Here is a 21,540-nt window from a genome sequence, read left to right as displayed (position 1 = left end):
TTGTGCATTTTTTTATGCTATATACATAGTGAGGAGGGAAAATGATGAATGGAATTGAAATTTTTGCGAATACAATTTTGAAAGAAGCGTGTAGGGTACAAGCATCGGACTTACATATTGTGCCCCGGCAGAAGGATGTAGCGGTTCAGCTACGTATAGGAAAAGATTTAATTACGAAACAATGTATTGAAAAGGAGTTTGGAGAAAAACTTGTTTCGCACTTTAAATTTTTGGCATCCATGGATATAGGAGAGAGGCGGAAGCCACAAAATGGTTCATTGTATTTACAAATTGATGGACAAGAAGTGTATTTACGTCTTTCAACACTTCCGACTGTATATCGAGAAAGTCTCGTGATTCGCCTTCATTTACAAGCATCTGTGCAGCCGTTATCTCATCTTTCGTTATTTCCAAGTACGGCGGAAAAACTCCTCTCTTTTTTACGTTATTCACATGGTCTACTCGTATTTACTGGACCGACTGGTTCTGGGAAGACAACGACAATGTATGCATTATTAGAGGTAATTAGAAAAAGGAAAACACGTCGAATTGTAACACTTGAAGACCCAGTTGAAAAAAGAAAAGACGATTTATTACAAATTCAAATAAATGAAAAAGCAGGTATCACATATGAGGCTGGACTAAAGGCTATTTTACGCCATGATCCAGATATTATATTAGTTGGTGAAATCCGAGATGAAGAAACAGCAAAAATAGCTGTAAGAGCAAGTTTAACTGGACATTTAGTAATGACGACCCTGCATACGAATGATGCGAAAGGAGCGATACTCAGATTTATGGATTATGGCATAACGAGGCAAGAAATTGAACAAGCTTTATTGGCTGTAGCTGCACAGCGACTTGTTGAATTAAAGTGTCCATTTTGCAGAGGAAAGTGCTCAATTTTATGTAAATCAATGCGGCAAGTAAGACAAGCAAGCGTTTACGAGTTGTTAGATGGATATGATTTGCAACAAGCGATTAAAGAAGCGAACGGAGAATGTGTTACGTACAAACATGAAACATTAGAATCTTCGATACGAAAAGGGTATGCTTTAGGATTTTTAGAAGAAGATGTTTATGTTTAAGAAAACATGGAGTTTAAGTGAGCAATTAGTATTGTTGAAACGATTAGGAGAACTATTAGAAAAAGGATACTCCCTTTTGCAGGCACTAGAATTTTTACGATTTCAATTACCCATAGAAAAGAAAGTACAATTACAGCATATGATTGAGGGATTAAAAGAGGGGAGAAGTCTACACGATTCATTTCATCAATTAATGTTTCATCAGGAGATGTTAAGTTATTTATTTTATGCTGAGAAACATGGTGATATTTCTTTTGCATTGCAACAAGGGAGCGCACTTCTTTATAAGAAGGATAAGTATAGGAAAGATATGATGAAAATAATGCAGTATCCTATGCTATTAGCATTCTTTTTAATGATTATGCTTGCTGTTTTCAATCTCATCTTATTACCGCAGGTTGAAATGGTGTATAGTTCATTTGGTTCTACAGTGCCGCTATTTACAGAACAAATTTTAAGTGCAATTAAACGAATACCTTACATTATTATTAGCGGTATTCTTATCTTTATTATTGGATGTAGCGTATATTTGTTTTATTTTCGGAAACTCCCACATATTGAACAGGTAAAAATCATGCTTCGTATTCCTCTCATAAAAGTATTTCTTATTTTAAAGCATTCGCATTATTTCTCCACTCAATTGAGTGGTTTATTGTACGGCGGACTATCGGTGCTCGAAGCACTCACAATAATGATGGAGCAAAAATATAATCGATTTTTTCAGTATGAAGCGGCCCGAATTGAACGGCAATTAATTGCAGGAGAATCGTTACAATCTATCATTGCTAAAAGTGGTTATTACGAAAAAGAACTTTCTTATATTATTAGGCATGGACAAGCAAACGGTAATTTGGCAGTTGAATTAGAGGACTATAGCGATCTTGTTATAGAAAAGATGGAACAAAAAATGAAACGTATGTTAGTTATCATTCAACCGATTTTATTTACATGCATTGGAGGAATAGTTGTTCTTATGTATTTAGCGATGATTATGCCGATGTTTCAAATGATGAATTCCATTTAGGAGGCATTTACATGCAGAATGAGGAAGGATTTACTCTGTTAGAGATGTTATTAGTTATGGTTGTTATAACTGTATTATTACTATTAATTATTCCGAATGTAGTGAAGCAGCGCTCATCAGTTCAAGGAAAAGGATGCGCAGCCTATGTGAAATCTATAGAAGCGCAAATACAGGTATATCAATTACAGCATAATAAAATTCCTTCGTTAAAAGAGCTAAGTGACGAAAAATATATTACAACTCATAAGTGTCCGAATGGTGAATCTATTCATATTTCAGATGATGGCACAGTATCAATCGGGACATTGTGAAACAAAAAGGATTTACTCTTTTAGAAATGTTGCTCGTTTTATTTGTAATTTCTGTCTTAAGTATGATTACGTATTTTAATGTTCATTCATTATATGAAAAACAAAAAGTCGAACAATTTTTGAGCCAATTTTCAAATGATATTTTGTATATGCAACAATTAGCGATAAATCGTCAGAAATACTATACGCTACGGTGGTATAAAGAGAAAAACACGTATTACATTGAGGAGTCGGGTACGAATCATTTTATTGTGTCGAGAGACTATGGTAACGATATACAAATTGATTTGCATACATTTCCAAATCCGATGACATATAATCCGAGCGGAAATATTAATAGAGGTGGTACAATTTTACTTTCGTATCGAAGTTATAAATATGAGATTGTATTTCAGCTCGGAAGAGGGAGATTTACGTATCGTGAAATATCAAAAAGGATCCATAATGGCTGAAATGCTTGTATCGTTAAGCATACTAATGATGGCGGTATCGGTACTACTGCCGCAAACAGTATTGGTCATGCAAGAAAGAAAAAATATACAACTCCGCTATAAGGCATTCGTATTATTAAAAAAAGAAGCAGCTTTATATATGTATGAGAATGAGGAAATGCGAGTAAAAGAAAAAATTATAAACGAACTTGTATATTACACATATTGGGGAGGAAGTGAAGTGTGTACTATGTGGAAAGATGTGAAGGGAAGAATGATGGAACAATGTTTTTATGTGGGAGGAAAAATAAATTAGAAGTTGGATTTACATTAATAGAAATGATCGTATGTTTGTTTCTAGTATCACTGTTCTTTTTACTTTTACCGAGTCTTCATTTTATCGGAATGGAGAATAAACACTCAAAAGGATTAAATGAGTGGGAGTGGGATGTGTTTTTAGGCCAAGTACAACTGGAGTTTCGTGAGGTATCGTTTGGGGAACATATAATGGCCCTTGAAAATAAAGGTAGTATTTTACGCTTCCGTTTGCGTAATGGGGATGAAGTGATATATGAAAAAGTGAATAATCATCTTATAAGAAAAGTGAATATGCGTGGAAGGGAAGTTATATTACAAAAGGTTGGCAATGTTTCGTACAAACTAACACCTCATGTGTTCTTTATAAATATGAAAGATACTAGTGGGAAAATACATGAAGGTGTAGTTGTAAGATATAGCGAAATGGAAATAAAGGAATGAAAAAACAAGATGGATTTACAATGCCAGCAACAATCATTTTTTTAATTTTATTAACCTCTTTTTTTGTATACGAAACGAATATGTTGCTTTCTGATAAAAAATTTTATACTGAAATAGAGCAAAAATTTTTAGTGGAAGAGTTGATTAATCGAGCTATTGCAGATATAAAAGTAGACTTACAGAAAACAGAAAGAGATGGTACCTTTTTCTTTCCATATACAAAGGGAAAAGTGAGTGGAAAGTACGAATTTGAAAATGATATGATTCTCGTTTCTTTGCAGTGCGAGACAAAACAAAGAATTTTCTATACGGTGAGCTTTCGGTATAGAAAAAATGATGAGAAAATATTTGATTGGATAGAAGGATGACAGGTAAAGTATGCTGAGTAAAACCATGAATTTCCATTGTGAAGAGCTTCAATTTCTTTTGGGAAATGGATAAATATAACGATCAAAAGTTTAAATTTTCTCAAAAAAGAGAAAGGTAGAAAGAATATGATATATTCATGCTATCCAATCATTTTTTTTAGGGAGAATAGGGAAATGACAAATAACAATCAAATAGGTGAAAATAAAGAACAAACTATTTTTGATCATAAAGGAAATACGATTATGACAGAAGATAGGGAAATACAAATTATTTCGAAATTCGAAGAACCTCTTATCGTCGTATTAGGAAATGTAATAAGTGACGAAGAATGCAACGAATTAATTGAAATGTCTAAAAATAAAATAAAACGTTCTACAATTGGTTCAGCACGTGATGTAAATGATATCCGAACAAGTAGCGGCGCATTTTTGGAAGAGAATGAACTTACTTCGAAGATTGAAAAACGTATTTCATCTATCATGAATGTTCCGGTGACGCATGGAGAAGGATTGCACATTTTAAATTATGAAGTGGATCAACAATATAAAGCGCACTATGATTATTTTGCGGAACATAGTAGATCAGCTGCTAATAATCGTATTAGCACGCTTGTAATGTACTTAAATGATGTAGAAGAAGGCGGAGAAACGTTCTTCCCGAAATTAAATCTTTCTGTACACCCTAGAAAGGGAATGGCAGTATACTTTGAGTATTTTTATCAAGATCAATCACTAAATGAGCTTACGTTACACGGAGGGGCGCCTGTAACGAAAGGCGAGAAATGGATTGCAACGCAGTGGGTGAGAAGAGGTACTTATAGGTAAAAGCGAGTATGTTACGTTTTGTTCTTCTTAGTATAAGAAGAACAAAACGTTTTTTTATTAAACAAAGTAGCATCTTTCGTTATAATAACAATTAATACATGACGATTGAGAGGACAGAAAATGAAATCTATATACATAACCGGCTATATGGGAGCTGGGAAAACAACAATTGGAAAAGCGTTAAGTAAAGAACTTCAAATGGATGTTGTAGATACAGATCAAAAAATCGAAGAGAAGCAAGAGAAGGCAATTCGAAATATTTTTGCAGAAGAAGGCGAAATAACTTTTCGAGAATATGAAAGTGAGATGTTACGTTCACTACCAGTTCATAATGCAATCATTACAACTGGTGGAGGGATTATTGAGCGAGTGGAAAATCGAAAGTGGATGAAAGAGAACGGGACTGTCGTGTATTTATATTGTGATCCGCATGTAATTGCAGAAAGGCTTCGTGAAGATACGACACGTCCACTATTTCAGAAGAAAGATATAGAGGCATTTGTAACGAAATTCGAATCGCGCCGAGCGTATTATGAAGAGGCACATATTCATATCGACACGACAAATAAGTCAGTAAAGCAAATTATGAATGAATTAAAGGAAAAGATTAATGAATAAAAAAGTGGACATACTAATCAAGTAGAGGTGATGATAATATGTCTACTAATGATTATGTTCGCTTTGTGACGCAGCAGTTTGTGTCATATATGGATGCACCAAAAGAAGATCGTAAACAAAAGAAAGAACAACGCCGCTCTGAAAAAGAGCCATTTTTAAATAAATGGTTTGGTGTTATGCCGCTTAGTGCAGCTTTATTTTATCGAAACGTAAAAAATAAAAGGAAAAAATCAAGTTAACTTTTAGTCATATGCCTAGCAAAATGAAAATCCCCTAGTAGCGTTATATACTAGGGGATTTTCATTTACTGTACAGACTCTTTTTCCTCAGTAACCGCATGTATTTTATTGTTCACCCATACGAACCCTATTCCGATGCAAATTGAAATGCCCCAGCCGACAGCAGTCATAATCGCTCTCATTTCACCGTAGCCATCTACACCGAAAACGGAGATGAAATAAATTTTTAAAAAGCTTTTTAATATAAATTGAAGCCCGAAAAATAGCGTTAAATATTGTAGTGCTGGATATATACGACTATCACGATACAGTTCACGACTTTTATCACGGTCATGCCCTTGTAGTGCTGCAATATCTGCTGCGAAATATAACATAAGTGGTTTTTTTATAAAAATTGTACATATGACGATAATACCGAGTACGATGTGATAATACGCATCGTTCCACAACATTCGTTCAGCTGATCCAGATAATAAATCTACCGTCGTATTAGAAATGAGTGTAATTAAAATAAAGAATCCTGTCACGTTAAACTGCTTTTCTTTTTTAAAGGTATACAGTGTATAAATAATCCCCGGAACAGAGGAAATTAACATCGCGTAATAAGGATCAATATAAGGTTTTGCAAATTTCCAAATGAGGAATGGGATTACGAGATAAAAGACAAGATCTAATATAGCTTTTTTATTTTGATTCATACAAATCCTCCTTAAGTCATACATATATTTTATAATATAATTTCTGAAAATTGTATAAGGTTTGATTGGAAAAGAAAAAATATATCAATTTTTGAGGGATTAGTAGATTGAAAAAATTGCCCCTAGCGTAGTAAGTTTTTTTAGTATATAATAAAGGAAACGCTTTCATTTTTGGTTTGTTCACAAAATGGACGGAAAATCACATATGTACTATCGATATGTTGCTTTATAATGAAACTAATTAAATATACGTGCATACAATATTGTGAAATAAATAACATAAATAAAATATATAAATGTAAACGTTATCAAAGAGAGAGGTGGAAACAATGAGTAAATTTTTCTTCAATCATAATCCAGCAACAGTAGAGGATGGAAGGCTTGTTAAGTATGCTGAAATTATTTATGGAGAAGGTGGCCGTTCTGTATTAGAAAATTTAATGGTGAAGGCATCTATCAGATTGCGCGATCGTTATCCGAATAAATCTGACGAACAGATCTCGAACCTCGTAAATAAAGGCATCCATGATATGTTTCAAAAATATGTGAGTGAGTAAGAGTAGCCAATGGCTGCTCTTATTTTTTTGTATAAGGATTGTAACTCTAGCTGAAAATAAACATGTGTTTTGAAAAATGTAAAAAGGAGTGGGAAAGATGAGCAATGGAATTGGACGTTCGAAAGAAAACCTTCCAACTGATGCAAATCATGTGAGCGCAAAGGATCGTGCACAGCAGAAACGTATGGCACAGAAAAAACAGCAAGAGCGTAGTGACGATAGCGAGTAGGATAGAAAATAAATAAAAAAAAGCTCCTTCTAAAAACGGAAGGAGCTTTTTTAAGATAGAAAATGATTAGCGGTAACATAAAAGAGGCCACCGTTAATAATTTGCACTGTAATACGTGGTTCATATTGTTCTTGCAAGGCTTGTTTTTCAATTTCATAGCTTTCAGGAAGTTCATCACTATCTTCATAAAAACGATTTAAAAGATCTAAATCGTGATTCCAACGTACCCTCGCTTCTTTCGCCCACGCATGATCATCTTCTGCAATTATATTTTTTAAAGCGTCCTCTATACGTTGTAAGCCGCTTTGAGGCTTAATGATAGGAGAGAGCGTAAAACAAAAGTCAGGTATTTTCGGTGTAAGTTTAATGTTAGTTAATGTTTCATGAAAATTTGCCATCATTGTTCCAGAGATGAGATGAATACCAATGGAATGAAGGATGTCTTTTTTTCGATCACATTGATAAGACACTTTTATATTTACACCGAGCCAAGGATGGAGCGGTGTATGCGTTGCCCCGTTATGCTTTATTTCCTCATATAAACGTATGTAAGAGCCTAATTCTTTCGTTGTCTGGAAAATTTGATGTAGTCGTGGTGAACCGTAGTGAATAAGTTCGCCATCGTTTTCTTCATTTTCTGGATTTGTAATAAGAGTAAGGCGCATCGGATTCGGTACGCCTCCTGTTTTTTCAAGATAGTGCCAATAGAAAGGGCGGTTCATTAATAATTTATCCATCTCAATTGTTAACTGCACATCTAATAGGTGAGGGGAACGTCCTAAAATTTCGCAGTTATTCGCCTCAAAGAAATTGTTTAAGTAATTATGGATTTCATGTTGCTGCATAGCCTTGCACCTCAGCTTCATTTCGCTTCGCAAAGTCGATAATAGATGTTAAGTTTTCCATCTTAATTCGAATTTCTCCTTCGCTTTTTGATTGCGCAAAAATTTCTTGAATATGCGCATCGATGTTTTTCATATTAATTCTTGTTAAAATTTCATCGAGTTCACCGATAACACGCTCAAATAAATTTATTTTTTCATATAACAGTTTCAAAATGTGTTCTTCAACAGTATGCTTTGTAGCTAAGTTATAAATATGAACATCATTTTTTTGACCAAGACGGTGAATACGTCCAATTCTTTGTTCAAGACGCATTGGGTTCCATGGCAAATCATAATTGATCATATGGCTACAAAACTGTAAGTTAATTCCTTCTCCGCCAGCTTCCGTTGCAATTAATACTTGCGCGTGTTTTTGGAAAAGTTCCTTCATCCAATCTTTTTTCCCGCGTTTAAATCCACCGCGGAACGGAACGGAAGAAATGCCGTGCTGCTGTAAAAACCATTGTAAGTACATTTGTGACGCTCGATATTCCGTGAAGATGACGACTTTATCGTCAATTTCTTTTATAAGCTCAAGAGCTTTATTTGCTTTTGAGTTGAATGGAATATGATTAATATTGTCCATTAGCACATCAATATATGGATCTTTTATATATTGTTCATTTTCTTTCTGACGTTTTTCTACATGCTTTTTTAATGAATAGTACACAGCTTCACGGCTACTACATGCCTCGCGCTTTAATGTTAAGGATGAGAAAGCAGATGTGAAGGCATCTCGTCCTCCCCAGTGTTCAATTGCATTATATAAAGCTTGCTCTTCTTTATTAAACTCTACAAAAATTGTACGTACATGCCTCTTCGGCCAATCAATTCCGGTATTATGACGTCTATTTCGGACCATTACTTTGTTAATGAGAGCTTTTAAGTCTTCATCTGATTCGGCTGAACGATTTTTTGAAGCGTAGTATTCTTCAAAGTTGGATTGATTGCCCAAATGTCCTGGTTTTAATAAAGAAACAAGGTTGAAAATTTCATCAATCTTGTTTTGAACAGGAGTAGCTGTTAGTAATAAACAAAACTTCTTTTTTAATCGCTGTGCAAATTCATAGTTTTTTGTTTTATTATTTTTTAGTTTATGTGCTTCATCGATAATAATAAGATCATATTCTAAGTTCAAAACGATATCGCGATGTGGTGAACGTTTTGCAGTATCAATTGATGATACGATCACGTCAGCTTGCTCCCACGAGTAGCTTTTCTTTTGAGCTACAGCTGGAATGAAAAACTTTGTATTTAGTTCGTATGCCCATTGTGACACGAGAGAGGCTGGGACGAGTATGAGTACTTTTTTCACAAGCCCACGCACCATATATTCTTTTAAAATAAGTCCAGCTTCAATTGTTTTTCCAAGCCCTACTTCGTCGGCTAGTATCGCTTTACCGTTCATTTGTTCAATAACATTTTGAGCGACTTCTAATTGATGAGGAAGCGGTGTGAAATGGGATAAGTGCTTCGGTGCTTGTAGTCCATCGAAAGTAGGAACAAGTAACGATTTTTCTGTTTCATAAGCTAAATGGTATAAATCCCAGTTTGTCCAAGGACCATCTTCTTCAATTCTATTTAAAAAATTGTTTTGCCACGTCCGATCTACGGAAATATCAACATTCATTACGACTCTCCCACCTTTTATAAGTTAAAGTAATTATTTTTTACATGTATAATGATTCGCCTTGAAAGAAGGCTTTGTTATCGTTATTAAAGGCTATATGATAGACAATAATAAGCATTAAATCTCAAAAGTTGTATTTAGTAAGATTAAGAATGAAAAATTCTAAATTATTTTTTATGCTAGAATATTGATGAAATATAGCGAATGATGTTAGGATAATGGTGTGAAATGTGTGGAATCTTTCGTATTTTATCCAAGAAAGTACTTTTTTATTTACGCTTTCATAAAAAAATATAGTGAGATTCCGTATATCCTATCTTTTCAGAATGAAAATGTTTAGATATGGGAAGCAACTTTTATTGATTTGTCAGAGCATAAGGGGGAAAGAGCATGATTACATTACAACGTACACCGTTATTTGATGTATACGCGAAGTATGGTGGGAAAACAATCGACTTTGGTGGCTGGGAATTACCAGTTCAATTTTCAAGCATTAAAGAAGAACACGAAGCTGTACGTACAGCGGCAGGTTTGTTCGATGTGTCTCATATGGGAGAAGTTGAGGTAAAAGGTGTAGATAGTTTAGCATTTTTACAACGTGTTGTTACAAATGACGTATCTACCTTAAAGGTAGGAGGCGCACAATATACAGCTATGTGCTACGAAAATGGTGGTACAGTAGATGATTTATTAATCTACAAACGTGGTGAAGAAGACTATTTATTAGTAATCAATGCATCAAATATCGAGAAAGATTACGAATGGTTAGCAAGTCATGTAATTGGCGATGCGAAAGTAGTCAATGTTTCTAGTGAAGTTGCGCAGCTTGCAATTCAAGGACCAAAAGCAGAAGGCATTTTACAAAAAGTTGTGTCAGAAGATTTGAAAGAAATTAAGTTCTTTAAATTTAAAAACGATATTCTTGTAGATGGAATTCCTGCACTTGTATCTCGTACAGGTTACACAGGTGAAGACGGATTCGAAATTTACTGTAAGAGTGAAGATGCTGCAAAACTTTGGGAGAAACTTCTTGAAGTTGGAGCAGAAGAGGGCTTAAAAGCATGTGGTTTAGGTGCTCGTGATACACTTCGCTTTGAAGCAACACTTCCGTTATACGGACAAGAATTATCAAAAGATATTACACCGATTGAAGCAGGAATTGGCTTTGCGGTAAAACCAAACAAAGAAGCAGATTTCTTTGGAAAAGAAACGTTAAAAGAGCAAAAAGAAAACGGTGCATCTCGTAAATTAGTCGGCATCGAAGTGATCGAACGCGGTATTCCTCGTACGCATTACCCTGTATTTGTAGGAGAAGAAAAAATCGGGGAAGTAACGAGTGGTACACAATCTCCAACGTTAAAGAAAAGCATTGGTTTAGCACTAATTGATGTAAAATACGCAGCAGTTGATACAGAAGTAGAAATTGAAATTCGTAATAAACGCGTCAAAGCAGTAGTTGTTCCAACACCATTTTATAAACGTTCAAAGTAACGGGGAGAGGGGTAGATTTCATGTTGCATCGTTATCTTCCAATGACAGAAGAAGACAAAAAAGAAATGTTACAAACGATCGGCGTTCAAACGATCGACGAATTATTCTCTGATATTCCAGAGAGTGTTCGTTTTAAAGGGGATTTAAAAATTAAAGAAGCAAAATCAGAGCCAGAGCTTTTAAAAGAGCTATCTCAAATGGCTGGTAAAAATGCTAATTTAAAAGAATATGCTTCTTTCTTAGGAGCAGGCGTATACGATCATTATGCTCCAGTAATTGTTGATCATGTTATTTCTCGTTCAGAGTTTTATACTGCTTACACGCCATACCAACCAGAAATTTCACAAGGGGAATTACAAGCAATCTTTGAATTCCAAACAATGATTTGTGAATTAACAGGAATGGATGTAGCAAACTCTTCTATGTATGACGGAGGTACAGCTTTAGCTGAAGCGGCAATGTTAGCGGCTGGCCATACTCGTAAAAAGAAAATTCTTGTATCTAGTGCAGTGCACCCAGAATCAAGAGCAGTACTTGAAACTTATGCAAAAGGTCAACATCTAGAAGTTGTTGAAATTAATCATAAAGATGGTGTAACAGATTTAGACGTATTACAAAGCGAAGTAGACGATACAGTTGCTTGTGTAATCGTTCAATATCCAAACTTCTTCGGACAAGTTGAAAAGTTAGCTGATATTGAAAAAATCGTTCATCAACAAAAATCATTATTTATCGTTTCTTCAAATCCGTTATCATTAGGCGCATTAACACCACCAGGGAAATTCGGTGCTGACATTGTAATCGGTGATGCACAACCATTCGGTATTCCAACACAGTTTGGTGGACCACACTGTGGTTACTTTGCAACAACGAAAGCATTTATGCGTAAAATTCCAGGACGTCTTGTCGGACAAACGGTAGATTCAGATGGTAAACGTGGATTTGTATTAACGCTACAAGCACGTGAACAGCATATTCGTCGTGACAAAGCGACATCTAACATTTGTTCAAACCAAGCGTTAAATGCATTAGCAGCTTCTGTTGCAATGACGGCACTTGGAAAACAAGGTGTGAAAGAAATGGCACGTCAAAATATTTCTAAAGCACAATATGCAAAACGTCAATTCGAAGCGAAAGGCTTCACAGCTACATTTGCTGGACCATTCTTCAATGAATTCGTTGTAGATTGCAAACGTCCAGTGAAAGAAGTAAACGACGCATTACTACAAAAGAATATTATCGGTGGTTATGATCTAGGCCGTGATTATAAAGAATTAGAAAATCATATGCTGTTAGCAGTAACTGAGCTTCGTACAAAAGAGGAAATTGACACACTTGTAAACGAAATGGGGGCTATCCAATGAAGAACCAAGACCAAGCACTTATTTTTGAAGTGACTAAAGAAGGACGCGTAGGATATAGCTTACCCAAATTAGATGTAGAAGAAGTGAAACTAGAAGATGTATTTGAGAGCGATTATATTCGAGTAGAAGATGCAGAGCTACCAGAAGTATCTGAACTTGACATTATGCGCCACTATACAGCACTTTCAAACCGTAACCACGGCGTGGATTCTGGATTCTATCCACTTGGATCTTGTACGATGAAATATAATCCGAAAATTAATGAGAATGTAGCTCGTTTTGCAGGATTTGCAAATATTCATCCACTTCAAGATGAAAAGACAGTACAAGGTGCAATGGAATTAATGTACGACTTACAAGAGCATTTAATTGAAATTACAGGTATGGATACTGTTACATTACAACCAGCAGCAGGTGCACACGGAGAATGGACAGGTTTAATGTTAATTCGTGCCTACCATGAAGCAAATGGTGACTTTAACCGTACGAAAGTAATTGTTCCTGACTCTGCTCACGGAACGAATCCAGCATCTGCAACTGTAGCTGGTTTTGAAACAATTACAGTAAAATCGAATGAACATGGTCTTGTTGACTTAGAAGATTTAAAACGTGTTGTAAACGAAGAAACAGCAGCACTTATGTTAACAAATCCAAATACATTAGGTCTATTCGAAGAAAATATTTTAGAAATGGCTGAAATCGTCCATAATGCAGGCGGTAAATTATACTATGATGGTGCAAACTTAAATGCGGTATTAAGCCAAGCGCGCCCAGGAGATATGGGATTTGACGTTGTGCATTTAAACCTTCATAAAACATTTACAGGTCCGCATGGCGGCGGTGGTCCAGGTTCTGGTCCAGTAGGTGTGAAAGCTGATTTAATTCCGTACTTACCAAAACCAATTTTAGAGAAAACGGAAAATGGCTACCACTTCAATTACGATCGTCCAGAAGCAATTGGGCGTGTGAAACCATTCTATGGTAACTTCGGTATTAACGTTCGTGCATACACATACATTCGTTCTATGGGTCCAGATGGACTACGTGCAGTAACTGAGTATGCTGTATTAAATGCGAATTATATGATGAGAAGATTAGCGCCGTTCTATGATCTTCCGTTCGATAGACATTGTAAGCATGAATTTGTATTATCAGGTCGTCGTCAAAAGAAACTTGGTGTACGTACATTAGATATTGCAAAACGTCTGCTTGATTTCGGTTACCACCCACCAACAATTTACTTCCCATTAAATGTGGAAGAATGTATTATGATTGAACCGACAGAAACAGAATCAAAAGAAACGTTAGATGGTTTCATTGATAAGATGATTCAAATCGCTAAAGAAGTAGAAGAAAATCCAGAAGTTGTACAAGAAGCACCACACACTACAGTTATTAAACGTTTAGACGAAACAATGGCTGCTCGTAAACCTGTTTTACGTTATGAAAAGCTTGCTCCTGTACAAGTTTGATTAGAATAAAAAAGAACTCGCTACATGCGGGTTCTTTTTTTGTTTGGAGAATTTGTCCTGCTATTTGTGGACAGTAAAACTCCCAACTCAAAACTTAGCTGGTGCAAAGAAGCCAGGTGGGAGATAAACTGTCCGTAAATGCCCGATTGGTGAAGGCTAATAATCAGTGGGGATGAACAAAAATCCCCACTGATTATTAGCCTTCACTTTATGCAGAAATAGTGAAGGAAATGTTAAAACTTTATATTTTTTGTTTCATAATTGTGTAAAAATGTAGTTTTATAGGTAGTTTTGTTGAAAAAGTCGGTTTGATAAAAGTATTTATTTTTGTTAGAATTTTATTGAAATTAAGAAGATGTGATGAGGCAAAAATTACTCATTTTTATGTATATGTGAAAAAACGAGCAAGGCGGGGGTGAAAGTATGGGATATCGATGTTATAGAATGGTATACCATTTAGAAAATGGAGAAACAATTAAAGATGTAAAAGAATTTTGCTATCGAGACCAAGGAAAAGTGTTAGAAAGAGTAGCACATCGTGTAATGGATAATAGAGAAGTGACGGCGATTGATAAACAAGGAACAATCATTTCAATAGCATGTGAGGACATTGTAAAGGTAGAACTTGATTACATAAAAGAAAGTTAACCTTGAGTCATATCGAATTATTCGATAAAATATACTGTTGAATGGTGCAGAGAGTAGAGAGGAGTTTATCATGGGTAGTACAAGACACTTTTATATGTTTATTTTAGCGTTTGTTCTTGTTGTGGCGTTAACGATTTATTTAATTGTTGATAGCAGCTGGTACAATACAGTTCATCCGGCATTCCTTCTGTTTATGTATGTAGGAATTGCGGTTGTTAGTTTCGGAATGAGAGACGAAATGTTAGATCGCTTTGAAAAGTGATACATATACGAAAGACCAACAGGAAAATGTTGGTCTTTTTTTCTTGCCAAAAATAGGATGGTGTGTATATACTGTATATATAAGATATATACAGTATATACACACTGGAGGAAAACATGAATATTATTATTTCGAATTCTTCCCAAGACCCTATTTATGTACAAATAAGGAAACAATTAAGCCAGCTTATTTTAAATGGTGGTTTAAAGGGGGGAGACCAACTGCCGTCTATTCGTAGCTTAGCGAAGGAATTACAAATTAGTGTAATTACAACGAAGCGTGCGTACGAGGAACTTGAAAAAGAAGGATATATAGAAACTGTTGCTGGGAAGGGGACTTATGTTTCACGTAAAAACAATGAACTATTAAAAGAAAAGCGCTTACGTTTATTGGAAAGTAAGGTTGAAGAAATTGTGAGAGAAAGTAAAGTGTTGCAGCTTTCACTTGAAGATTTACAGCAGATGATTGCGTGTTTATATGAGGGGGAATAAGGAATGTTAGAGCTAAAAAACGTTTGTAAAAGATATCAAGATTTTGCAGTGAAAAATATAAGTTTTACGCTGCCACGTGGATATATTATGGGATTTGTCGGACCGAATGGTGCTGGGAAAAGTACGACGATCAAAATGATTATGAATTTAATTAGAAAAGAGAGCGGCGATATACAAATTTTTGGCAAGGACAATAAGAAAGCAGAAAAGGAAATAAAACAAAATATCGGCTTTGTATATGATGAAAATCATTACTACGAAGATTTAACGTGTGAACAAATGAAGCGTATTATTGCACCGCTATATAAAAAGTGGGACGAATGTCAGTATCAATCGTATATGGAGAGATTACAAGTTCCAAAGTATAAAAAAATTAAAGAGTTATCTAAAGGGATGAAAATGAAATTTGCGATTGCCATCGCGCTTTCGCATCATGCAGAGTTTATTATTATGGATGAGCCAACAGCAGGATTGGACCCAGTTGTTCGAAGTGAATTGCTTGATATATTGCAAGAAATTGTAATGGAAGATGAAGTATCTGTATTATTCTCAACGCACATTACAACAGACTTAGAGCGCATCGCAGATTATATTACTTTTATCAACGATGGGGAAATTATATTTACTGGTGAGAAAGATGAATTAATGGAGAGCTACGTAATCGTAAAGGGAAGTAATGATTTATTGGATCGAGAAGGAAAAGAGCTATTTGTTGGATTACGAAAAAATAAATTTGGTTTTGAAGGTTTAGCGAAGGATAAACAAGTAATTATCGATTGGTTTGGAAATGAGGTTGTACTAGAAAAGCCTACATTAGATGATATTATCGTTTACACTGCGAAAGGGAGAGGTGCCTATGCGTCAGCTCATCTATAAAGATTTGTTCTTTTTTCGGGTAACTTGGTTAGTGAATCTTATTATGCCCCTTATGTTCTTTTTACTTGAGCCCGGGAGTGAATTGTTATTTCCGATGAGTTGTCTATTTATAACCCTTTCCTCCGTTATGACGCTAATCTATATGGATGAAAGGAATAAAAGTGACATTGTAATAAATAGTTTACCGTTAAGTCGAAAGGATATCATAATTGCTAGATATATTTCCTGTGCAATATTTATTGTAGGTGGGATAGTCTCAACTATGGTAGTTGTTTTTCTTATAAGAGGTGTCGCTGTTATTGATGATATCGGTGCATACCATCCTAATTTGTATATTGAAATTCCGTGGTATGGAGTAGTAAATGGAGCTGTTTACGCTTTGGTTTTTGTTGCAGCGTTTTTTCCTAGTTATTACGGAACCAAATCAAAGGTAGCAAGAAGTATCTTGTCAGGAGCATCGATGGCAGTAGCTGGAATTGCATGGATATTTATAGGGGATGGGCTGAACGCAACAGCACCTTCATTCATTGAGTGGATTATGAATCCATCACATCTTAGCTTATTTATAGTTGGAGGAATTATATTAGCTAGTGTATATATCGCTTCTATGTTTCTAACAATTAAAATTTATGGAGCCCGTGATTTATAGAGAGGAGAATTCATATGCAACAGTTAATTTTGAAGGAGTTTTTCTTACAGAAGAAGATGATTCCTTTCTATTTTTTAATACCCGTTTTATCGATTTTTAGGAATTCTGTAGAACCGATGGGGATTGCAATAGGATTATTTATGACATGTAGTATGATTATATATATTTCTTTTTATTATGAAGAAAAAAGTAAAACAGAAAAAGTATTAGTGAGTTTGCCTATAACGAGAAAAGAGATAGTTATAGCTAAATATATTTCAACTACATTATTTATTATAGTCGGTTTGAGTACAACTTTTATAGTCGTAATATTAGGAAATATTTTGTTGGACAGAGATATAGTTATTCCTGGATATGCAATGTTTTCAGCAATAGTAGCAACTTTGATTTATTGTGTGATAATGATACCTACTAATTACATCGGAGGAAATAAAGCTACTACTGTCTTGTATGTAATTATGATTTTTCCTTTAATGGGTATGATTGGCCTTATGTGTAATGTTTTTGGTGATAAAACAATTATGTTAAAAGTACTTCACTCTGAGGATGCTACAGTAGCGATGAGTGTTCTCGGTATCGGAGTGTTAGTAAGTATAGTCATATCAATGTTACTCTCAATGAAAATGTTTCAGGAGGCAGAGTTATAGAAGGGGCATTTTCATGTTAGGAGGTGTAATACATAATTAAGCAATTAATTTTAAAAGATTTCATCATTCAATGGAAATTTTTAATTTGGTACATACTGTATCCCATTTTCTTTTATATAGCCTTAACAGATACGAAAAATCTGTTCATAATTATGTCAGTAATTATTACAATTGGGGTAACAGTAAAAACATTTGAAGCAGATAGTAAAAATGAGAGTGAAGTTATAGTAAATAGTTTACCAATATTGAGAAAACAAATTGTGTATGCGAAATATATAGTAGCAATTATTATTCTTTTTATAAGTGTAATGGTCGGTTGTTTCACGATGGGGATGAAGAATGGGGTTAACCTATTTGAATTTATTGAAACGACAATGATTGCTAGTATTAGCTTTATTTTAATATATTTAAGCTTTGTTTTACCGATATCATTTTGGCTAGCATATAAAAAAGCTATTTTTATTACGCTTTTCATACTAATAGCACCGACAGCCATTTGTACTATGTTCTTTGAAATCAACCTGGAACAAATCCAACTATATAACGGCTTATTATTTGTTAGTTCAATATGCATGTTCATAGTATCTGCCTTCGTTTCAATGAAATTGTATGAGAAGAGAGAATTTTAAAAGGTGCCTCATAAAAGGCACCTTCTTCAATATCGACAATGTGAAAGTAATAGTTTATAAACAGAGAGGCTATTCGGTACAACATCTTTTGGAGTATGTAATATAAAGCTGAAAACGATAATGAGAATGAGAAAGAGGAAAAATAAAAATAGGATCTGTTTATGTATAGAATTTTGCATAGGATCCACTCCTTTTTTAGGTAGTATGTCCAAAAGGAAGGAGTGTATGAAAAATTTTAGGAGGGAGAATGATGAACAAAAGAAAATGGTTATATAGAATAGGAATACTTTTAGTTTCAATTGGTTGCATATTAGCAAACTTTTATTCGGATATACCAATGCTATTTCCTAGTTTGCATAAAGGAATTGGTATGAGTGTTGTCGTAGTTGGTCTGCTTTGTCTTATCACATCAAACTTCTATAGAAAGTCTGAATCTATATAAAAAAGGACAGTTACTCTTTTTCAGAGTAACTGTCCTTTTTAAATAACTTATTATATAGCTTGGCGATACTCCATATAATTACGATTGCAATGGAGGCGATAATGGACCAAACGATAGATAAAATTTCAAGTGTCATGTTCGGAAGGAATGCAAGAATGGATAATACTTTATGAAACAACCATTCTATTATATGAAAACTTACTTGCAGTAGAATGGCGATCACGAGTGTGATCCATGCTAACATTTGTTTTCCTTTTTCTCTCCACATGACATTCACCTCACGTTAGCTTAGTAGTTTTAAGCCAACAGCGCCGCATAGAATGCAGCTTAAGAAGGCAAGACGACGCCAATCCGCTGATTCTCGGAAAATAAGAATGCCTAGAAGTGCACTTCCGGCAGTTCCGATTCCAGTCCAAATCGCGTAAGCAGTTCCCATCGGTAATGTGTCCATCGCAAGGGATAAGAAGAAGAAGCTTACGCCGAAGTTAGCGATTAAAATAACTTTTGGTGCCCAGCCTTTCTTTTCAGTGGCTACTTTCATAAAGAGTACACCAATAATTTCACAAATACCAGCTAGAATTAAAAATACCCAAGCCATTTTATGCGGCCTCCTTCGTTTCTTTTTCTTCTGTTACTCGTTTTAAACCAATTACTCCGAAGAAGATTAAACCGATTAATAAAACTTTTACGATAGAGAACGGTTCTCCGAAGATGAAAATTTCTGTAAGAACGATTCCGCCCGCTCCGATTCCTGTGAAGACTGCGTATACAGTGCCGACAGGTAAATCTTTATAAGCTCTAAATAATAAGACGAAACTAATTGTAATTAATAGCGCAACACCAGCCCACTCAAGTGGTGCCTCCGCTTTTTTTAGTCCAATCACCCAAAAGATTTCAATAATACCAGCGATGATTACATAAATCCATGCCATATGTCATTTCTCCTTCCTACCAGTCGTTAGGTAAAGGGCTTAAAAACGACGCATTGCAAAGGAGCAATCCGTCAGTTTGAAAGTCCGCGCCAAAATACTTTCCAAGAAGCGTCTAAACGTGTCTCAAAACGATTTAAACCTGCGTATAGTAGTTCAACCATAAGACCGTCGAGTAAGCATAGAAAAGCCTCTAAGGCGTCTTTTACTTCAATGTTATGCAGCTCATCTTGTTCGCTTGCTCTTTTAAATACCGGGAATAAAAGTTTTCCGACGTTTTCAATGTGTACATTTGCTTTATTAATAATTTGTTCGCGAAATGCATCAGGCGGAAAATAAGAAGTTCGTAACCAAAACATTGATTCTTCACTTTCACCAAATCGTTTTGCGTAGCCTTTTAATAATTTTAATAGCAATTCTTCAGTGGACGAATTGGAAAAGCTTTCGATATCGCCTGTGAAGCTCTGCAAATCTTTTTGAAGAGCAGATTCTAAGCATATGAAATATAGCTCTTCTTTTCCTTTAAAGTGTGCGTAAATCGATGGTTTTTTAATCCCAACTTCTTGGGCAATATTTGCCAATGAAGTTCCTTCATAGCCGTAGCGTGCGAAATGAGAAAGTGCTACAGCTTTAATGCGATTTGCTGTCATTTTCATCCCCTACCTACCGTTCGTTAGGTTTATTATATGAGATAAAAAACACAAAGTCAATAGGTGAAAAGCTGAAAAAGAGTGCTATAGTTAACGCTCCTTTTCAGACTGTTTTTCGCTCAATTAAATGGAATGGAAGTTCTTCTGAGTTCCCGGTTATTTGTTCGTCCTGCATCTGTTTATGGAATAAGGTAAAAGCACGTGATCCCATCGTAAGACCAGGGTGTTCAATAGTCGAAATTTCTAACGCCTTTGAAATTTCATGGTTATCGAATCCTAAAATAGCGAGATCTTCAGGGACGCGAACACCACGTTTCTTTGCCTCTGTTAATAAACCGGCAGCTACTTGGTCATTCGCTGTGAAAATAGCAGTTGGACGATTTTTCATATGTAAAATACGGTGGAGTATTTGTGCACCGTCCTGCATTGTATAGCATTGATGAAAAATCCATTCAGGATGTAACGTTTGACCTTCGTTATGAAGTGTATCAGCAAACGCTTTTTCACGTTCCATAGAATTTACACTCGTTTTTCTTGCTAAACAAATTCCGATTTTTTCATGGCCTTTACTTAGTAAATATGCAGTACCGAGCCGGAATCCTTCATAATGATCTACGTAGACAGATGAAATGAGGGGGTGGTTCATTTTTTCACATGAAATAATAGGGGCGAATTTTGCGAAAGGTTCGATTTGTTCCCATGAACTCGTTCGAGAACAAATAATCATCCCGTCAAATTGTTTCATTTTCATCATTTCAAGAACACGAATTTCTTCAATACTATCGTAATTTGTTTGGCATAAATTAATGTGATATCCAACTGCTAACGCTTCGTTTCCGATTCCTTCAATAATGGTACTGAAGTAAGGGACATTAATGAAAGGGAGCATAACCCCGATTGTATATGTTTTCCCCTTTATTAAATGAATAGCATTTATATTTTTTGCGTAGTTTAATTCTTCAACCGCCTCTAGAACTCGTTTCCGTTTGTCTTCTTTTACGTAAGGGTGATTATTTAAGACACGGGAAACGGTTGATATAGATACACCAGCAGTTTTAGCGATTTGTTTTATATTGGCCATATGGATCACCTCTTTACTTATTATAAAGGGAAAATAAGTAGAATGAAAAAATCTTGACCTGAAAAGCTTTTCACAATCTATGTTATAAATAGGACTTCTATTATTCGCGTAACCATTTCGTTTGGGCGTAAGAATAGCGAAGTCTTTCTGTTTGTTTGAAAGCAGTTTTGTCAAAATGTGTGAGAATAACGAGGAAAGTTTTCAAAGGTGGAGTGTGGCATTCAAGCGAATATGAACAACATATAAAC

32 protein-coding genes are annotated in these 21,540 nt (G+C 35.1%); 23 read left to right on the top strand and 9 right to left on the bottom strand.

Annotated elements, in window-relative coordinates:
* The first annotated feature begins 44 nt into the window (after window positions 1–44).
* The 10 genes from comGA (at window position 45) to MHH42_RS21485 (ending at window position 5,663) form a co-directional block, all read left to right on the top strand.
* A complete protein-coding gene (comGA, locus tag MHH42_RS21530; protein WP_001013172.1) occupies window positions 45–1,088 on the top strand; it encodes a competence type IV pilus ATPase ComGA in 1,044 nt (347 codons plus the stop codon).
* Complete coding sequence (gene comGB, locus MHH42_RS21525) at window positions 1,075–2,112, top strand: competence type IV pilus assembly protein ComGB (RefSeq protein WP_016109090.1); 1,038 nt, start codon at window positions 1,075–1,077, stop codon at window positions 2,110–2,112. Before comGA ends, comGB begins: the two co-directional genes overlap by 14 nt.
* A gap of 11 nt (window positions 2,113–2,123) precedes the next feature.
* Window positions 2,124–2,423 (top strand): competence type IV pilus major pilin ComGC, encoded by a 300-nt coding sequence (comGC, locus tag MHH42_RS21520; protein ID WP_001178691.1) that lies wholly within the window; start codon window positions 2,124–2,126, stop codon window positions 2,421–2,423.
* Entirely contained in the window at window positions 2,420–2,875 is a 456-nt protein-coding gene (comGD, locus tag MHH42_RS21515; RefSeq protein WP_000810404.1) for a competence type IV pilus minor pilin ComGD, read from the top strand. The genes comGC and comGD overlap by 4 nt, the downstream gene beginning before the upstream one ends.
* Entirely contained in the window at window positions 2,868–3,170 is a 303-nt protein-coding gene (locus tag MHH42_RS21510) for a hypothetical protein (protein ID WP_000829525.1), read from the top strand. Before comGD ends, MHH42_RS21510 begins: the two co-directional genes overlap by 8 nt.
* The gene (gene comGF, locus MHH42_RS21505; RefSeq protein WP_016109089.1) at window positions 3,140–3,613 is read left to right on the top strand and encodes a competence type IV pilus minor pilin ComGF; all 474 of its coding nucleotides are present in this window, start codon (window positions 3,140–3,142) and stop codon (window positions 3,611–3,613) included. Before MHH42_RS21510 ends, comGF begins: the two co-directional genes overlap by 31 nt.
* Window positions 3,610–3,981 carry a competence type IV pilus minor pilin ComGG gene (gene comGG, locus MHH42_RS21500; RefSeq protein WP_000743703.1) on the top strand — a complete coding sequence of 124 codons (372 nt, stop codon included), beginning with the start codon at window positions 3,610–3,612 and terminating at the stop codon, window positions 3,979–3,981. Before comGF ends, comGG begins: the two co-directional genes overlap by 4 nt.
* A gap of 174 nt (window positions 3,982–4,155) precedes the next feature.
* Window positions 4,156–4,806 carry a 2OG-Fe(II) oxygenase gene (locus MHH42_RS21495; protein WP_000183875.1) on the top strand — a complete coding sequence of 217 codons (651 nt, stop codon included), beginning with the start codon at window positions 4,156–4,158 and terminating at the stop codon, window positions 4,804–4,806.
* A 120-nt stretch (window positions 4,807–4,926) separates the two neighbouring features.
* A complete protein-coding gene (locus MHH42_RS21490; protein ID WP_000836652.1) occupies window positions 4,927–5,424 on the top strand; it encodes a shikimate kinase in 498 nt (165 codons plus the stop codon).
* 38 nt (window positions 5,425–5,462) lie between these two features.
* Window positions 5,463–5,663: a YqzE family protein gene (locus MHH42_RS21485; RefSeq protein ID WP_000106086.1), complete on the top strand. Its 201-nt coding sequence runs from the start codon at window positions 5,463–5,465 to the stop codon at window positions 5,661–5,663.
* Between the two features lie 65 nt (window positions 5,664–5,728).
* Here the strand turns inward: MHH42_RS21485 and MHH42_RS21480 are convergent, their stop codons facing one another.
* Both MHH42_RS21480 and MHH42_RS21475 read right to left on the bottom strand, forming a co-directional pair.
* The gene (locus tag MHH42_RS21480; RefSeq protein ID WP_001073100.1) at window positions 5,729–6,361 is read right to left on the bottom strand and encodes a VC0807 family protein; all 633 of its coding nucleotides are present in this window, start codon (window positions 6,359–6,361) and stop codon (window positions 5,729–5,731) included.
* A gap of 140 nt (window positions 6,362–6,501) precedes the next feature.
* Window positions 6,502–6,618: a GTP pyrophosphokinase gene (locus MHH42_RS21475; protein ID WP_073990725.1), complete on the bottom strand. Its 117-nt coding sequence runs from the start codon at window positions 6,616–6,618 to the stop codon at window positions 6,502–6,504.
* 72 nt (window positions 6,619–6,690) lie between these two features.
* Between MHH42_RS21475 and MHH42_RS21470 the strand changes: the two genes are divergently transcribed.
* Together MHH42_RS21470 and MHH42_RS21465 are read left to right on the top strand one after the other, a co-directional pair.
* The gene (locus MHH42_RS21470; protein WP_000032702.1) at window positions 6,691–6,918 is read left to right on the top strand and encodes a hypothetical protein; all 228 of its coding nucleotides are present in this window, start codon (window positions 6,691–6,693) and stop codon (window positions 6,916–6,918) included.
* 97 nt (window positions 6,919–7,015) lie between these two features.
* Window positions 7,016–7,147, top strand: a complete 132-nt coding sequence (locus MHH42_RS21465; protein ID WP_000064664.1) for a hypothetical protein — start codon at window positions 7,016–7,018, stop codon at window positions 7,145–7,147.
* Between the two features lie 50 nt (window positions 7,148–7,197).
* On the opposite strand, the gene MHH42_RS21460 is transcribed toward MHH42_RS21465, so the two are convergent.
* Both MHH42_RS21460 and MHH42_RS21455 read right to left on the bottom strand, forming a co-directional pair.
* Complete coding sequence (locus MHH42_RS21460) at window positions 7,198–7,992, bottom strand: YqhG family protein (protein ID WP_001183954.1); 795 nt, start codon at window positions 7,990–7,992, stop codon at window positions 7,198–7,200.
* Window positions 7,979–9,661, bottom strand: coding sequence for a DEAD/DEAH box helicase (locus MHH42_RS21455; RefSeq protein ID WP_001100044.1), 1,683 nt, complete (start codon window positions 9,659–9,661; stop codon window positions 7,979–7,981). The genes MHH42_RS21460 and MHH42_RS21455 overlap by 14 nt, the downstream gene beginning before the upstream one ends.
* 390 nt (window positions 9,662–10,051) lie before the next feature.
* Here MHH42_RS21455 and gcvT point away from each other — a divergent pair, with 390 nt between their 5' ends.
* The 11 genes from gcvT to MHH42_RS21400 all read left to right on the top strand — a co-directional run bounded on the left by gcvT (window position 10,052) and on the right by MHH42_RS21400 (window position 18,632).
* Window positions 10,052–11,152, top strand: coding sequence for a glycine cleavage system aminomethyltransferase GcvT (gene gcvT, locus MHH42_RS21450; protein ID WP_000631761.1), 1,101 nt, complete (start codon window positions 10,052–10,054; stop codon window positions 11,150–11,152).
* Window positions 11,153–11,172: 20 nt separating this feature from the next.
* Entirely contained in the window at window positions 11,173–12,516 is a 1,344-nt protein-coding gene (gene gcvPA, locus MHH42_RS21445) for an aminomethyl-transferring glycine dehydrogenase subunit 1 (RefSeq protein ID WP_000903224.1), read from the top strand.
* Window positions 12,513–13,988 carry an aminomethyl-transferring glycine dehydrogenase subunit 2 gene (gcvPB, locus tag MHH42_RS21440; RefSeq protein ID WP_000795710.1) on the top strand — a complete coding sequence of 492 codons (1,476 nt, stop codon included), beginning with the start codon at window positions 12,513–12,515 and terminating at the stop codon, window positions 13,986–13,988. The genes gcvPA and gcvPB overlap by 4 nt, the downstream gene beginning before the upstream one ends.
* Window positions 13,989–14,411: 423 nt before the next feature.
* Complete coding sequence (locus MHH42_RS21435) at window positions 14,412–14,636, top strand: DUF3929 domain-containing protein (protein WP_000542262.1); 225 nt, start codon at window positions 14,412–14,414, stop codon at window positions 14,634–14,636.
* Window positions 14,637–14,706: 70 nt separating this feature from the next.
* Window positions 14,707–14,898, top strand: coding sequence for a hypothetical protein (locus MHH42_RS21430; protein ID WP_000535934.1), 192 nt, complete (start codon window positions 14,707–14,709; stop codon window positions 14,896–14,898).
* Window positions 14,899–15,014: 116 nt separating this feature from the next.
* On the top strand, window positions 15,015–15,389 hold the full coding sequence (locus tag MHH42_RS21425; protein ID WP_340894069.1) for a GntR family transcriptional regulator: 375 nt from the start codon (window positions 15,015–15,017) through the stop codon (window positions 15,387–15,389).
* A gap of 3 nt (window positions 15,390–15,392) precedes the next feature.
* On the top strand, window positions 15,393–16,265 hold the full coding sequence (locus MHH42_RS21420; RefSeq protein WP_000891283.1) for an ABC transporter ATP-binding protein: 873 nt from the start codon (window positions 15,393–15,395) through the stop codon (window positions 16,263–16,265).
* Window positions 16,246–16,914 (top strand): ABC-2 transporter permease, encoded by a 669-nt coding sequence (locus tag MHH42_RS21415; RefSeq protein WP_001249434.1) that lies wholly within the window; start codon window positions 16,246–16,248, stop codon window positions 16,912–16,914. The genes MHH42_RS21420 and MHH42_RS21415 overlap by 20 nt, the downstream gene beginning before the upstream one ends.
* A 14-nt stretch (window positions 16,915–16,928) precedes the next feature.
* Window positions 16,929–17,561: an ABC-2 transporter permease gene (locus MHH42_RS21410; RefSeq protein WP_001186576.1), complete on the top strand. Its 633-nt coding sequence runs from the start codon at window positions 16,929–16,931 to the stop codon at window positions 17,559–17,561.
* Window positions 17,562–17,593: 32 nt separating this feature from the next.
* Entirely contained in the window at window positions 17,594–18,190 is a 597-nt protein-coding gene (locus MHH42_RS21405; protein ID WP_340894773.1) for an ABC-2 transporter permease, read from the top strand.
* Between the two features lie 250 nt (window positions 18,191–18,440).
* A complete protein-coding gene (locus MHH42_RS21400) occupies window positions 18,441–18,632 on the top strand; it encodes a hypothetical protein (RefSeq protein WP_001042435.1) in 192 nt (63 codons plus the stop codon).
* 10 nt (window positions 18,633–18,642) lie between these two features.
* Here MHH42_RS21400 and MHH42_RS21395 read toward each other — a convergent pair whose 3' ends face one another.
* The 5 genes from MHH42_RS21395 to MHH42_RS21375 all read right to left on the bottom strand — a co-directional run bounded on the left by MHH42_RS21395 (window position 18,643) and on the right by MHH42_RS21375 (window position 21,292).
* On the bottom strand, window positions 18,643–18,900 hold the full coding sequence (locus tag MHH42_RS21395; RefSeq protein ID WP_000267969.1) for a DUF3975 family protein: 258 nt from the start codon (window positions 18,898–18,900) through the stop codon (window positions 18,643–18,645).
* A 15-nt stretch (window positions 18,901–18,915) separates the two neighbouring features.
* The gene (locus tag MHH42_RS21390) at window positions 18,916–19,230 is read right to left on the bottom strand and encodes a DMT family transporter (RefSeq protein WP_000312621.1); all 315 of its coding nucleotides are present in this window, start codon (window positions 19,228–19,230) and stop codon (window positions 18,916–18,918) included.
* A gap of 1 nt (window position 19,231) precedes the next feature.
* Window positions 19,232–19,564, bottom strand: a complete 333-nt coding sequence (locus MHH42_RS21385) for a DMT family transporter (RefSeq protein WP_000312340.1) — start codon at window positions 19,562–19,564, stop codon at window positions 19,232–19,234.
* A 71-nt stretch (window positions 19,565–19,635) separates the two neighbouring features.
* Entirely contained in the window at window positions 19,636–20,217 is a 582-nt protein-coding gene (locus tag MHH42_RS21380) for a TetR/AcrR family transcriptional regulator (protein WP_002005730.1), read from the bottom strand.
* A 97-nt stretch (window positions 20,218–20,314) separates the two neighbouring features.
* Entirely contained in the window at window positions 20,315–21,292 is a 978-nt protein-coding gene (locus MHH42_RS21375) for a LacI family DNA-binding transcriptional regulator (RefSeq protein ID WP_340894066.1), read from the bottom strand.
* Window positions 21,293–21,540: the final 248 nt, after the last annotated feature.

Origin of the sequence: Bacillus sp. FSL L8-0099 (assembly GCF_038006385.1) — a bacterium.
GTDB lineage: Bacteria > Bacillota > Bacilli > Bacillales > Bacillaceae_G > Bacillus_A > Bacillus_A toyonensis.
The sequence above is the reverse complement of the archived record's forward strand: the minus strand, read 5'-3'. Positions and strand labels throughout refer to the sequence as shown.